This is a genomic window from Streptomyces sp. CA189 (genome assembly GCF_056428985.1).
This window is the reverse complement of sequence record NZ_JBWJVM010000012.1, coordinates 54,178-67,466: the sequence shown is the minus strand read 5'-3', so window position 1 is coordinate 67,466 and position 13,289 is coordinate 54,178. Positions and strand designations below refer to the sequence as shown.

The window sequence follows — 13,289 nt, the reverse complement described above, 5'->3', positions numbered from 1 at the left end:
GGTCGTGTCACCGTTCCGTCCCAAGAGTGGCGACACGCCGGGAGTTCGGCGGGAGACTCCCGAAGTCATCCCTCGGTGCCGGGCTTGGTGCCCCAGACTTGAAGTGCTCTCCCGGCTGAAGCCGGGAGATTCCTGCTTACCTTGCGGCAGCGGGCTTGACGCGCTTCGCGCGCCTGACGACTGCCCTCCCGGCAGCCGAGATGAGCGCGAGGCCCATCCGGTACAGGTGCAAGACGTTGCGAGCCGCGTTGTGGTCGGCGTTGCCCGACCAGCCGCAGTCCGGGTTCTTGCACACGAACACAGCCTGGGACTCCCGGCTGCCAAGCGTGATGACACCACACGCTGAACAGCGTTGGGAGGTGCCGGGGGCGGGAACCTTGTACAGGGTGCCGCCGTGCCGGGCGGTCTTGTACGTCAGCATGGTGACCGTCCGGCCCCACGCCTCCCCGCTGATGGAGCGGTTCAGCCCAGACTTCGGGGCAACGTTCCGTCCCGGCTCCTCGATGGTTCCCCTGGCCGACTTGACCATGTTCGTGATGGTCAGTGCTTCGACCACGACCGTGCCGTATGTACGGGCGATGCCGGTGGTCGTCTGATGCTGCCAGTCCAGGGCCCGGCGCTTGGCTTTCGCGCGGAGTCCTGCGATCTGGTCGTACGTGCGGTGCAGCCGGCGGCTGGCGCGCTCGCCGGGCTTGCGGTGTGCCTTGCGCTGCGCGGCGCGCCGCTCCAGACGCAGGAGCTTCGCCTTCTCCTTCTCCGTCAGCCACTCACCGTGCTCGCATGTCTCACCGTCCGACAGGGCTATGGGCACGGTGACACCCATGTCGATGCCGACATCGGGCCCCTGATGGAGCTCGGGCTTGACCTCCAGGGTCTGAAGGCGGAAGGCGATGTGCCAGCCGAGGGCATCCTTGATCAGCCGTGCCCCGGTGATCCGGTTCTCCACGTTGGCACGCGCGCCGACGGGCAGGCCTTTGGTCCACCGGAAGCGGACCCGGCCCACCTTGGGGATGTTGGCCATGCCCCAGCGGCGGTGCACCCGGGTGATGTTCAGGTCCCGACCCTGTGGGATGTCCACGGACATCACCGTGCGGAACCGCCCCTTGAAATTCGGCGCGTCAGCGCGGCCGTCCCAGCAGTTCTTCCACGCCTGGAAATACGTCTTCAACACCGCTTGCGCGGCCTGAGCAGGAAGAACAGCGAGAAAGTCGATGTCCTCGCGGGCCTGCCGGATCGCGGCATCCGCGTTCGCGAGTGTCCGCTTTTCCTTCGGCATCATCTGCCACCACGCGTGCAGACAGTTCCACATAGTGCGGGCCGCATGCGCCTGATCATCCGCCTTCAACACCTCGACAGCCGAAAGCGCGAGCCGGGCTCGATGCCCGAACTGCCGCTTAACCAGGGTGCCTTGGCTCACGATCGAGAACCTAGCAGTGGTCTATGTCACCGCGCTGAAACCCTCGTCCCGATGTACGCACCGGACGTCATGTTGTTCACAATCTGCGCGTTCACTTGCCTTTCGTCACCAAGTACCGGCGGAAAGCGCGTCCGGTTCCTACTTTGCCGGATCTAGCGCCGGGGCACCTCTGGCCCCCGCCAAGCAGTACTACGTGCCGAGCGGGACGGTGCGGAAGCAGATGCCGCTCTCCGGGGTGACGCAGTCGGCGACCTTGGTGTCGCCGCCGGGGCTCGTGAACTGGGCTCCGGGGACCCCGTTGGTCTCGTGCCACAGTTCGTACGTGGCTCCGGCGAGCGGCTTGTCGTCAGTGTCCTGCTTGAGGACGGAGACCAGCCCCACGGTCGGGCCCTGCTCCCCGCAGTCGGGCAGGTCCCCGTCGAAGGGGTACGCGTGGAACTCCTGGCCGCCGCCCCCGGCGCTGGTGTGGACGAGCTCGCCGGTGGTGAAGAAGCGGCCGTTGGTCCCGGGCAGGGTGACGGTGGTGCGCGAGGCCTGCTCGCCGACGAGCACGCTGCCCTGGAACTGCCCGCTGCCGGTGAGCTGGACCTCGGTGGCGTCGGGGAAGTTCCACAGCAGCCGGGTGCGGTAGCCGTTCCACGCATCGGCGCCCGCCCCGGTGTCGACGATGCTGCCGCTGAAGGTGCTGAGCGTGCGGGCGGCACCCAGGACGTTGACGAGGACGGTGGCGCCGGCCGGGATCCGGTCGAAGCGGATGCCGATGGCGCCGCCGGTCGCGCCCGCCATGTCGAAGTCCACGGTGAAGACCTGGAGCCGGGAGGTGCCGTCCCCGGTGAAGACGGTGAAGCCGTCCCGGTTGACGGCGGTGCCCGTCGCCGGGCGCGGGCTGCCGTCGACCCGGGCGTAGCACCGGCTGGCCGAGGTGAGCTCGTCGCGCAGGCCGGCGTACGGGGTGATCGCGGCCGGGTCGGCCATCAGGGGGCCGGTGACCGTGCCGGGGCCGGGTGCGGTGCCCGCGTGACGGACGACGCCGCCGTCGGAGATCAACCGCTGGTTCGCGGCGACGGTGACGTCGCGGCCGGTGGTGAGGAAGTCCGAACCGGCCGGGGGGCGTACCAGCGATCCCGCCCCGACGATGCCGATGTTGTACCCGGCGCCGGCCCCGGCCGCCAGGTTCTTGTTCTGGTCGAAGCTGCCGAGGACGACGACCTTGCCCTCGGCCTCGGCGGCACGCTCGCGGACGAGGAAGTCGGCGCCGACGAAGATGTTGATGCCCTCGTCGTAGCCGTTGGGGTCGGTGCCGACCTCGATCGGCGGGAACGGGTCGGGGCACCGGGACCCCAGGCAGGGGCCCAGCCCGCCCGGCAGCGGGGCCCGCAGGGCCGCCGCCTCCCGGGCCGGCGGCTGCCCGCCGGGGCGCCTGCGGCCAGTACGGCCCCGAGGGCGAGCCCCAGGGGCCCGAGGGTCCACTTCCTTGCTGACATGACGCTCCGTCCGTTGCCCGCCGCCACGTGCGGGTGGGCCCCGTACAGGCTGGCGGCGGGCTCCGGCGAGCCGGGCGGACCGACACTCCCCCGCTACGGCATTCCGGTACGACAATCACTCGACTGGGGTGTCGGTGGAGGGAACGGCAGGTGACGGCGGGTCAGCCGAGCGCGGATCCCGCGACCCAGGCCGGCCAGGACATGTTCCAGCCGCCCAGCCCGTTGTCCGGAGCGACCGTCTTGTCCTGCGAGTTCACGACCTCCACCACGTCGCCGACCAGGGTCCGGTCGAAGAACCAGCCGGCCGGGGTGTCCGAGCCGCCGCCCTTGTCGTCGCGCAGTCCGATGCAGCCGTGGCTGACGTTGGTGGCGCCGAAGGTGTCGGGGCTGGCCCAGTAGTTGCCGTGCAGGAAGGTCCCGGAGCGGGTGAGGCGCATGGCGTGCGGGACGTCGGGGATGTCGTACTCGCCGCCGAACCCGACGGTCTGCCCGTTCATCCGGGTGACGTCGAAGAGCTCCATCACCACCATCTTCCCGTTGTAGGTCATGTTCTTCGGCGCCCCGGCGGTGATCGGCACGGTGGACAGCAGCTCGCCGTCGCGCCGGACCTCCATGGTGTGCGCGGCCGCGTCGACGGTGGAGATCTGGGAGCGGCCGACGGTGAAGCGCAGGGTCTTGTCCTGGATGCCGTAGGAGCCGGCGGCGCCCTCGACGTCACGCAGGTTCAGCTTGACCGTGACCTCGGTGCCGGGCTTCCAGTACGTCTTGGGCCGGAAGTCGAGGCGCTCGTCGCCGAACCAGTGGCCCACCACCTCCACGGCCGGGTCGGAGGTGATCGTGATCGCCCGCTCCACGTCGGCGCGGCGTTCGATGGACCGGCTGAACCCGAAGGAGATGATCATGCCGGTACCGACGGTCGAGCGGTTCTCGGGCTTGAAGTAGCCGATGAACCGCTCCTCGGGAACGTAGGTGGTGAAGGTGGTGTGCCGGGCCTGGCGGCGGTTGTGCCCGTCGAGCGCGACCGCGTCCACGGTGTACTTGGCCGCGAGCGCGAGCCGGCCCGCCGCCGGGTCGGGGCTCCAGCTGAGCCCGTCGACGGCGATGGCGCCGGGGACCTTCTCCTTCTGGGCGTCCTCCACCTTGGTGACCACGACGCGCTCCAGCCGCCCCTCGGGCACGGTGACCGTCAGCGGGCCCTCGGCCGGCACCCCCTTGGCGTTGTCGTCGGGGGTGATCCTGATCGCCTCGTCCGGTGACCGGGGTTTGCCGGGCAGCTGGATCTCGATCGGGGAGCCGCCGTTCTCGGTGCATCCGGCCAGGCCTCCGAGGAGGCCCGCCCATACCGCCACGGCGGCCAAGCCCGCCCCTGCCCGCCTCGTCAGAAGAGTCACGTTCCTCCAACGACCGGGCCCCTCCGGGGGAAACGTGGGGGCGGCCCACGTTCCAGGCAGGACAGTCCGGGCAGAACAGTGGGAAGGACCAGACGGGGGCGGGCCCCGGCCGGGACGCCGGGGCCGCACTTCCCCCACCCCCGCAGGTACCGAGAGCCGTGGAGGCGGGCAGTGTCGAGCGCAGCCGAGCAAGAGGCGGTGGAAGCCGTCGCGGGGACCGGGCATCCGAACGGGACCGGACATCCCGACGGGACCGGACATCCCAACGGAACCGGGAACGGCAACGGGAACGGCAACGGGAGCGGGGCGTCGAACGGAGCGTTGAACGGCAAGGTCAGAGGCCATGCGGCGGCGGTACGGGAGCGGACCCTCCCCGGACCGCCCGTGTGGCCCGGCTCCTCGCATCCGCTGGGGGCCCGCTTCCACCAGGGGCCGGACGGGACGGCCGGGACCAACTTCGCGCTGTGGGCCCAGGGTGCGGAGGCCGTGGAGGTCTGCCTCTTCGCGGAGGACGGCTCCGAGAGCCGGTGCGCGCTCACGGAGCTGACCCACGAGATCTGGCACGGCTTCCTCCCGGGCGTCCGCCCCGGGCAGCGGTACGGATTCAGGGTGCACGGCCGCTGGGACCCGTGGACGGGGGCCCGCCACAATCCGGCGAAGCTGCTCCTGGACCCGTACGCCCGGGCCGTGGACGGGGACTTCCTGCTGCCGCCGGAGGTGTACGGGCACGTCCGCGACTGGCCGCAGCAGTACATCGCGGACACCGTGCGCGACGACCGCGACTCGGCCCCGCACGTCCCGAAGGGGGTCGTGGTCCACGATGACGACGACTGGGCGGACGACGTCCGGCCGAAGACCCCGTGGGCCGATTCCGTCATCTACGAGCTGCACGTGCGCGGCTTCACCATGCGCCATCCGGGCATCCCCGAGCATCTGCGCGGCACATACGCGGGCCTCGCGCACCCGGCGGCGATCGAGCACCTGACCGGGCTCGGGGTGACGGCGGTGGAACTGCTGCCGGTCCACCAGTTCGCGCACGAGGACCACCTGCTGCGGCGGGGCCTGCGCAACTACTGGGGCTACAACTCGGTCGGCTACTTCGCCCCGCACGCGGCCTACTCGTCGAGCGGTACGGCCGGCCAGCAGGTCGGCGAGTTCAAGCGGATGGTCAAGGCGCTGCACGCCGCCGGGATCGAGGTCATCCTCGACGTGGTCTACAACCACACGGCGGAGGCCGGCGAGCTGGGCCCGACGCTGTCGCTGCGCGGGATCGACAACCGGGCGTACTACCGGCTCCAGTCGGACCAGCGCCGGTACGCGGACTACACGGGCTGCGGGAACACCCTGCACGCCGGGCGGCCGCACGTGCTGCGCCTGATCACCGACTCGCTGCGGTACTGGGTGACGGAGATGGGGGTGGACGGCTTCCGCTTCGACCTGGCGGCGGCGCTGGCCCGCTCGATGCACGACGTGGACATGCTCTCGCCGTTCCTCGCGGTGATCGCCCAGGATCCGGTGCTGCGGCGGGTGAAGCTGATCGCCGAGCCGTGGGACGTGGGCTCGGGCGGGTACCAGGTGGGGGCGTTCCCGCCGCTGTGGACGGAGTGGAACGACCGGTACCGGGACGCCGTACGGGACTTCTGGCGCGGCGCGCTGCCCGACGTACGGGACCTCGGGTACCGGCTGTCGGGGTCGAGCGACCTGTACGCGTGGGGCGGGCGGCGGCCGTACGCCTCGGTCAACTTCATCACCGCGCACGACGGTTTCACCCTGCGCGACCTGGTGTCGTACGAGTCCAAGCACAACGAGGAGAACGGCGAGGCGGGCCGGGACGGGACCAATGACAACCGGTCCTGGAACTGCGGCGTGGAGGGCGAGCCGGAAGGGGGCACGGAACCGCGGATCGCGGCGCTGCGCCGGCGGCAGCTGCGGAACCTCCTGACCACGCTGCTGCTGTCGACCGGGGTGCCGATGCTGGTGGCGGGCGACGAGTTCGGCCGGACGCAGGGCGGCAACAACAACGCGTACTGCCAGGACAACGAGACGAGCTGGGTGGACTGGTCCCTGCTGGAGGACCCGTCCTGGCAGGCGCTGCTGGCGCTGACCCGGCGGCTGCTGGCGCTGCGCCGGGCCCATCCGGTGCTGCGGCGGCGGGCGTTCTTCTCGGGGCGCTCGCAGGGCGCGGACGGGCTGCGGGACCTGGCCTGGTTCACCCCGGCGGGGGTGGAGATGACCGAGCGGGACTGGTACGCCCCGGCCGGGTCGGTGGGCCTGTACCTGTCGGGGCAGGACATCCCGGGCCGGGACGAGCGCGGGCGGCAGGTCACGGACGACAGCTTCCTGGCACTGCTGCACGCCGGGGACCGGCCGGTGGCGTGGGTGCTGCCGGGGGCGCCGTGGGGCCGGGCGTACGAACTGGTCCTGGACACCTCCCGGGAGGACCAGGCGGCGGCTCCCGCCACCGTGCACCGCGGGGGCGAGAGCGTGACCGTCCCGGCCCGCGCGGTGCTGCTGCTGAAGGTGGCGGACCCGGAGCGGGAGCCCTCGAACACCCTGCGATGATGTGCCCTTCGTACGCACGCACACATATACGGATGTTCGAGGGGTTGTGTCCATGGCGAGTGTGGGGACCGCGCTGCGGGAGCTGCGCGGGGCGCAGAAGTCGGCGAAGGGCGTGTCGCTGTACTCCCGGTTCGTGAACCGGCCCGTCGGGCGGTACCTGGCCGCCGGGTCGTACGCGCTCGGGCTCACCCCGAACCAGGTGACGCTGATCAGCGCCGCCCTGAGTTTCGCGGGCGCGGCCGCCGTCGCCCTGGCCTCGCCCTCGTGGGAGCTGGGGATCGCGGTGTGGGCCCTGCTCGCGGTCGGCTTCGCCTTCGACTCCGCCGACGGGCAGCTCGCCCGGCTCCGCGGGGGCGGCAGCGCGGCGGGCGAGTGGCTGGACCACGTCGTGGACTGCGCGAAGCTCACCTCGCTGCACACCTGCGTGCTGATCGCCTTCTACCGCTTCCCCGAGGAGTACGGGATCGGCGGCGGCGCGGACGGAGCCGCCGGGGCCGGCTGGCTGCTCGTGCCGCTGGGCTTCCAGTTCGCCGCGGTCGTGACCTTCTTCGGGGGGCTGCTGACGGAGAAGCTCAAGCCGAAGCCGGCGCCGGGGAGTGCGGCCGCCGCACCGTCGACCCTGCGCGCGGTGGCGCTGCTGCCCGTGGATTACGGGGTGTTCTGCCTGGTGTTCCTGTTTCTCGGCGGCAGCGGGCTGTTCCGCTGGGTGTACGCCGGGGCGGGTGTCGTCGCCGCCCTGTTCCTGGTGGCGTTCCTCGCGAAGTGGTTCCGGGAGCTCAGCGCCGTATTCAGGTGACCGGCGCCCGCCGCCTCGTGGCGGCCCGGCCGGACGTCCGGCCGGGGAGCCGCTCAGCCCCGCTGTTCCCTGGCGACCGGCTCGGACAGCACGTCCAGTGCCCGGCGCAGCTGGGTGCTGGAGGTGTGGACCGTGTACGGGAAGTAGACGACCTCGACCCCGTGCACGGCGAAGTCCTTTTCCAGCTGGTCGCCCTTGGGGGTGCCGCGCCAGTCGTCGCCCTTGAATATGACGTCGAAACGGACTTCTTTCCACGTTTCGACCTTGTCCGGAACGGTCTCGACGAAAGCGGCGTCCACGTACTGCACGCTGCGGACGATCTCCAGCCGCTCGACGAGCGGGATCACGGGGCGGCGGCCCTTGGCGAGTTCCACCATTTCGTCGGATACGACCCCGGCCACCAGGTAGTCGCACCGACTCCGGGCGTGCCGAAGGATGTTGAGGTGTCCGATGTGGAAGAGGTCGTAGGCACCCGGCGCGTAGCCGATTCGGTGCGGTCTACCCCCAGGCTCGGCAAATTCGGACATATCCTGCTCCGTCACGTGTTATCCCCCAGAAGCCGCACACCCCGGTGTGGCGGATTAGCAGACAATAGCGTGCACGTTCCCCCTGGTGCCGGTGAACGAATAGGGTGACGTGCGCATCATCCTGGTGAGAGGGGGACGTCCAGTGTCGAAATCCGGTCAGCGACGACTACTGCTGGTTTCCACGAATTACGCCCCCGAGCACACGGGCATCGGCCCGTACGCCACCCAGATCGCCGAGCACTGGGCCGGTCTCGGTCACGAGACCCACGTCCTGGCGGGCATGCCCCACTACCCGGCCTGGTCCGTCGAGCCGGAGTACAAGGGGGCGCTACGGCGCACGGAACAGCGCGCGGGCGTGACCGTGCACCGGCGCGCGCACACCGTGCCGCCGCGTCAGACCGCCGTCCGCCGGGCCCTTTTTGAAGGATCGATTCTGCTGCACGGCTCCGTGGCCCCGCCCCGGATGCCGAAGCCGGACGCGGTCCTCGCGCAGATGCCGAGCCTGGCCGGCGGCCTGCTGGCCGCCCGCTTCGCGGCGCGCTGGAAGGTCCCCTTCGTCCCCGTGGTCCAGGACCTGATGGGCGCCGCCGCCGCGCAGAGCGGCATCAGCGGCGGCGACAAGGCCGCCGCGTTCGCCGGGCGGGCCGAGGCCCACGCCCTGAAGCAGGCCACCCTCGTCGGCGTGATCCACGAGACCTTCGTCGACCGGGTCGTCGGCATGGGCGTGCACCCCGAGCGGATCCGGCTCGTCCCGAACTGGTCCCACGTGGCGCTGCCCACCAAGCCGCGCGGGCGGACCCGACACCACCTCGGCTGGGCTCCCGGCCAGACCGTCGTCCTGCACTCCGGGAACATGGGGCTCAAGCAGGGACTGGAGGTCCTCGTCGGCGCCGCCCGGCTGGACCCGAGCGTCCGCTTCGTCCTGATGGGTGACGGCAGCCAGCGCTCCGCCCTCGCCGACCTGGCGGCCGATGTTCCCAATCTCGACATCATCCCCCCTGCCGCGGACGGAGAGTTCCCCGATATCCTCGCCGCGGCGGACGTGCTCGCGGTCACGCAGCACGCCGCCGTGATGGACATGAGCGTGCCGTCCAAGCTGACCTCGTACTTCCAGGCCGGTCGTCCCGTCGTCGCCTCCGTCGCGGCGCTGGGCGGGACCGCCCAGGAAGTGGAACGCTCGGGCGCCGGGGTGCTCGTACCGCCGGAGAACCCGGAGGCCCTGCTCAAGGCCGTACGGGCGCTGGCCGAGGACCCCGCGGGCGCGGACGCGCTGGGGGCGGCCGGGCCGCGCCACGTGGCGGCGCACCTGAGCCGTGAGGCGGGCCTGGCCCGCATCGACGCACTGATGGACGAAGCACTTGGGGGTCCCCGGCCGTGATCGAGACGAACCGACCGGCAGCGGCTCCGGCCGAGGACGAACCGGACCTGCTCCGGGACCAGTTCCGCCAGCTCCTGCGCTACCGCCGGCTCATCGTCGCGGGCGTGGGCATCGGCCTGCTCGGCGGGGTCTACCTCGGCGTCTCCACGGCGGACACCTACGTGGCCACCGCCGACATCGTGCTGCGCGCGCCCACCGACGACCCCTTCAACCCGAGCCTCGCCCCCGACAAGGCGATCAACATCGGCTCGGAGCGGCAGGTCGCGCTCTCCAGCTCCATAGCCAACGAGGCCGCGAAGAAGCTCGGGGTCTCGGCCGCCGACTTCTCGGCCCTGCGCGCCGGCCTGCAGGTGACCAACCCCCCGCAGTCGATGGTGCTGCGCTTCACCTACACGGCCGCCTCCCCCGCCGAGGCCGCCAGGCGCGCCAACGCGATGACGGAGGCCTACCTGCTCAAGCGGCAGGAGGCCCTCGACGTCACCCGCGACAAGATGGTCAAGGGCTACCAGGAGCAGCGCGACCCGGTGGCCAAGCAGCTCGACGAGCTCTCCAAGCAGATCACCGGCATGCCGGCCGGTCCGGCGCGGGACGCCGCGTACTCCTCCAAGACCGACCAGCAGAGCAAGATCAACACGCTCAACGGCAACATCGCCAAGCTCCAGGCCCTGGACATGACCCCGGGCCGGGTCACCAGCTCCGCCGTCCCGCCGCACGGGGCCGACGGCCCCGGACTCCCCATGTCGCTCGCGCTCGGCGCGGCCGTGGGTCTCGCCCTGGGTCTGCTCGGCGCATGGGTGCGCCTCGTCTTCGACCCGGCCCCGCGCTCCGAGGGCGATGTCGCCCGGGCCCTGCGCGCGCCCGTACTGGGCTCCCTGCCGCGGGGCAAGGCCGACGGCGGGCCGCTGCTCGCGGCGGGCGAGGAAGACCCCCGGCTGGCCGAGGAGTTCCGCTCGGTGGCCTTCCGGCTCGCCTACGACTCCCGCTTCGCGGACCGGCGCCGCCTCCTCGTGGTCGCCCCGCGCGGCAGCAGCGAGATCGCCGCCGCCGTGGCGGTGAACCTGGCCGCCTCCTTCGCGGAGACCGGCAAGGACGTGCTCCTCATCGAGGCCGACCTGCGCACCCCGGTGCTGGCCAGCCAGCTGACCACCGACGCCGCCGGCCGGCCGCGCTGGAGCCAGTCGCAGGGCGGCGCCGGCGCGCAGCACGGGGACACCGAGTGGCCCGACGGACGCCAGCTCCTCGTGGACGCCGGGGAGTCGGGCAGCTTCGACCTGATCCCGGGCGAGCGGGTGCGCAACGTGCCCCGCGCGCTGACCTCGCAGCGGGCCTCCCGGCTGATCTCCGAGGCCGACTCCCCCAACTCCACCGTCGTGGTGCTCGCCCCGCCCGTGCTCTCGTACGCCGACGCCCTCGCGCTCGTCGACCGCGTCGACGGCGTCCTGGTGGTCTGCAACCCCGGTGCGGTGCGCCGCACCGACCTCTCCCGCATCCGCGAGCTGATCAGCGGGGCCGGCGGCACGGTGCTGGGCGCCGTCCTGCACGCGCCGCTGCCGGGCGAGAAGAAGCGCGGATTCGGCCGGAGCCCCAAGGGCGGCGGACCCGCCGCCGAGGAGCCCCGGCCCACGCCGCCCTCCCCGCCCTCGCCCCGTTCGCGGGTGCCGCAGCCGATCCCGTACGAGGTGGCCGCCGCCGACGCCTCGCAGCACATCCCGGGTGACGGCACCGACACGGTCGCCCTGCGTACGGTCCGCACGGGCCGGCGGTGAGCCGGCGCGGCCTCGCGGCGGTCGCCTCGGTACTGGACCAGGCCGCGTCCAGTGCCACGAACATCCTGGTCCTGGTGCTGGCCGCCCGGCTCTCCTCGGCGGCCGGCTTCGCCGACTTCTCTATGGTCTACGTGGCCTTCTCCGTGCTGCTCGGCCTGAACATGGCCTACGTCGGCCAGACCCTGGTGCTGGAGAAGGACGACCCCGGCGCCGCCCGCCTCGCCGCGGCCTGCCGCTCGGGCCTCGCCTTCACCGGGGCCGCCTCGGCGGCGGTGGGAGCCGTACTGGCCCTCCTGGGACTGCTGTTGCCCGGGGCGACCGGGTGGGCGTTCCTCGCGCTGGGACTCGTACTGCCCCTGGTGCTGCTGCAGGACGGGCTGCGCTACTGCTTCTCCGCCCTGCGGATGCCCGGGCGGGCGCTGGCCGCGGACGCGCTGCGCCTCGCGTGCGTGGTGTCCGCGCTGCTGTTCCAGCCCGAGGGCGCCTCGGCGGGACGGCTGGTGCTGGTGTGGGGGGTCTCCGCGCTGCCCGCGCTCGCGCTGGGCCTGTGGCTGCTGCGGCCCTCGGTGCGGGGCGGCTCCGGCGGCGCCGTTGACCTACGGCCGTACCTGCGGCGCGGGCACCTGGGGCAGCGGTTCGCGGCCGAGTTCGCGGTGGGCAACGGCTCCAGCCAGCTCGCCGTCCTGGGGCTCGGCGTCTTCGCGACCCCGCTGGCGGTCGGCGCGCTGCGCGGTGCGAGCACCCTCTTCGGGCCGCTGAACGTGCTGTTCAACTCCGCGAACGCCTTCGGCCCGCCGGTCGTCGGCCGGGCCTCCGGGAAGCGGGGCGTGGTCCGGCTGACCGCCCTGCTGGGCGGCGCGCTCGCGGTGACCGGCGCCGGGTGGGGGGCCGTGCTGTACGCCCTGCCGGAGCGGGTGGGCCGCGAGCTGCTCGGCGACACCTGGGCGGCGGCGGCCGCGCTGCTGCCCGCGACGGGCGCCCAGTACGCCGTCATGGGGCTCGGCACCTGTGCGCTGCTGACCCTGCGGGTGCTGAACCCGAAGGCCACCCTCTCGCTCCAGGTGGTCTTCTCTCTGCTGTCGGTCGGGCTCCTGCTGGGCGGGTACGCCGTCTGGGGCGTGGCCGGGGCGGCCTGGGGGCTGGCCCTCGGCTCCGCCGCGAAGGCCGCGGCGGGCTGGCTGCGCGTGGCCCGGCTGCCGGACCCCTCGCCCGCCCCCGCGCCGGACCCCGTGCCGGACCCCGCCGGGCCCGCGGACCAGGTCCGCGCGGCCTGAGGCGCGGCGTCAGGGCGGCTTCCGGGCCTACCCGCTTTTCTCCGTCAGGCCGGGGTGTCGCCGAAGCCCGCCTCGATCAGGGCGAACAGGTCCCGCATGGCCTGCTGCTGGTCCTCCCGGCCGCGGATCAGGCTCGTGGTGTCCATCGCGAACCGGGCCAGCGCGGCGGACCGGAGGTCGTCTTCGGGGGCGCCGGCCGCTTCCGCGATGGCCGCGGCGAGCGCGGACTCGTGGCGCCGCCACATCCGGTCCCAGTACTCCAGCAGTTCGGGCGTCTCCCGGACCAGGGTGAGGTGCGCGAGGACCGCCGGGTCGTCGATCCGCCGGGTCGCCCGGGTCGCCACGAGGTGCTCGCGCAGGGAGTGCAGGACGGACTGCCCGGGCGCGCGGTCCCGTACGGCCGAGACGAGCGCGGCCTCGATGTCGCCGGTGGCCTCATCCGCGCCGAAGACCAGGGCTTCCTTGCTCGGGAAGTGCTTGAACAGCGTGGTCACGGAGACGTCGGCCGCCTCCGCCACGTCACGGACCCCGACCTTCTCGTACCCGTGCTCCAGGAAGAGGCGCAGCGCGGCATCGGCCAGGGCCTTGCGGGTCTGGGCCTTCTTGCGTTCGCGGCGCCCCACGGTCTCGGTCATGACTCCACCGTACCGGCGCGGCGTAGCCGGTGCACAAGGTGAGCGGTTGCGCTTATGGA

Annotated in this window: 10 protein-coding genes and 1 pseudogene; 6 read left to right on the top strand and 5 right to left on the bottom strand. The window is 72.3% G+C overall.

Annotated features, from left to right (window positions below):
• Positions 1-136: 136 nt before the first annotated feature.
• Positions 137-1,417, bottom strand: a complete 1,281-nt coding sequence (locus AC061S_RS12605; RefSeq protein WP_478685994.1) for an RNA-guided endonuclease InsQ/TnpB family protein — start codon at positions 1,415-1,417, stop codon at positions 137-139.
• Between the two features lie 38 nt (positions 1,418-1,455).
• On the opposite strand from AC061S_RS12605, the pseudogene AC061S_RS12600 reads away from it, so the two are divergent.
• Positions 1,456-1,545 (top strand): annotated as a pseudogene (locus AC061S_RS12600) (IS200/IS605 family transposase); the annotation flags it as partial.
• 61 nt (positions 1,546-1,606) lie between these two features.
• Here AC061S_RS12600 and AC061S_RS12595 read toward each other — a convergent pair.
• Positions 1,607-2,887 (bottom strand): choice-of-anchor A family protein, encoded by a 1,281-nt coding sequence (locus AC061S_RS12595; protein ID WP_478685993.1) that lies wholly within the window; start codon positions 2,885-2,887, stop codon positions 1,607-1,609.
• 175 nt (positions 2,888-3,062) lie between these two features.
• Positions 3,063-4,283: a L,D-transpeptidase gene (locus AC061S_RS12590; protein ID WP_478686075.1), complete on the bottom strand. Its 1,221-nt coding sequence runs from the start codon at positions 4,281-4,283 to the stop codon at positions 3,063-3,065.
• 180 nt (positions 4,284-4,463) lie between these two features.
• On the opposite strand from AC061S_RS12590, the gene glgX reads away from it, so the two are divergent.
• Positions 4,464-6,854 (top strand): glycogen debranching protein GlgX, encoded by a 2,391-nt coding sequence (gene glgX / locus AC061S_RS12585; RefSeq protein ID WP_478685992.1) that lies wholly within the window; start codon positions 4,464-4,466, stop codon positions 6,852-6,854.
• 52 nt (positions 6,855-6,906) lie between these two features.
• Positions 6,907-7,650: a CDP-alcohol phosphatidyltransferase family protein gene (locus tag AC061S_RS12580; RefSeq protein WP_478685991.1), complete on the top strand. Its 744-nt coding sequence runs from the start codon at positions 6,907-6,909 to the stop codon at positions 7,648-7,650.
• A gap of 53 nt (positions 7,651-7,703) precedes the next feature.
• On the opposite strand, the gene AC061S_RS12575 is transcribed toward AC061S_RS12580, so the two are convergent.
• A complete protein-coding gene (locus AC061S_RS12575) occupies positions 7,704-8,177 on the bottom strand; it encodes an FAD synthase family protein (protein ID WP_478685990.1) in 474 nt (157 codons plus the stop codon).
• A 172-nt stretch (positions 8,178-8,349) separates the two neighbouring features.
• Here AC061S_RS12575 and AC061S_RS12570 point away from each other — a divergent pair, with 172 nt between their 5' ends.
• From AC061S_RS12570 to AC061S_RS12560, 3 genes are read left to right on the top strand one after another with little or no spacing between them, the layout of a single operon-like run.
• The gene (locus tag AC061S_RS12570; protein WP_478686074.1) at positions 8,350-9,555 is read left to right on the top strand and encodes a glycosyltransferase; all 1,206 of its coding nucleotides are present in this window, start codon (positions 8,350-8,352) and stop codon (positions 9,553-9,555) included.
• Positions 9,552-11,321 (top strand): tyrosine-protein kinase domain-containing protein, encoded by a 1,770-nt coding sequence (locus tag AC061S_RS12565; protein WP_478685989.1) that lies wholly within the window; start codon positions 9,552-9,554, stop codon positions 11,319-11,321. The genes AC061S_RS12570 and AC061S_RS12565 overlap by 4 nt, the downstream gene beginning before the upstream one ends.
• On the top strand, positions 11,318-12,595 hold the full coding sequence (locus AC061S_RS12560) for an MATE family efflux transporter (protein WP_478685988.1): 1,278 nt from the start codon (positions 11,318-11,320) through the stop codon (positions 12,593-12,595). The genes AC061S_RS12565 and AC061S_RS12560 overlap by 4 nt, the downstream gene beginning before the upstream one ends.
• 44 nt (positions 12,596-12,639) lie before the next feature.
• Here the strand turns inward: AC061S_RS12560 and AC061S_RS12555 are convergent, their stop codons facing one another.
• Positions 12,640-13,230 (bottom strand): TetR/AcrR family transcriptional regulator, encoded by a 591-nt coding sequence (locus tag AC061S_RS12555; protein WP_478685987.1) that lies wholly within the window; start codon positions 13,228-13,230, stop codon positions 12,640-12,642.
• Between the last annotated feature and the right edge of the window lie 59 nt (positions 13,231-13,289).

Excerpts from the sequence above, each read along its gene's own strand:
- AC061S_RS12580 (WP_478685991.1), top strand. The coding sequence starts at position 6,907 with ATGGCGAGTGTGGGGACCGCGCTGCGGGAGCTGCGCGGGGCGCAGAAG.
- AC061S_RS12575 (WP_478685990.1), bottom strand. The coding sequence starts at position 8,177 with ATGTCCGAATTTGCCGAGCCTGGGGGTAGACCGCACCGAATCGGCTAC.
- AC061S_RS12555 (WP_478685987.1), bottom strand. The coding sequence starts at position 13,230 with ATGACCGAGACCGTGGGGCGCCGCGAACGCAAGAAGGCCCAGACCCGC.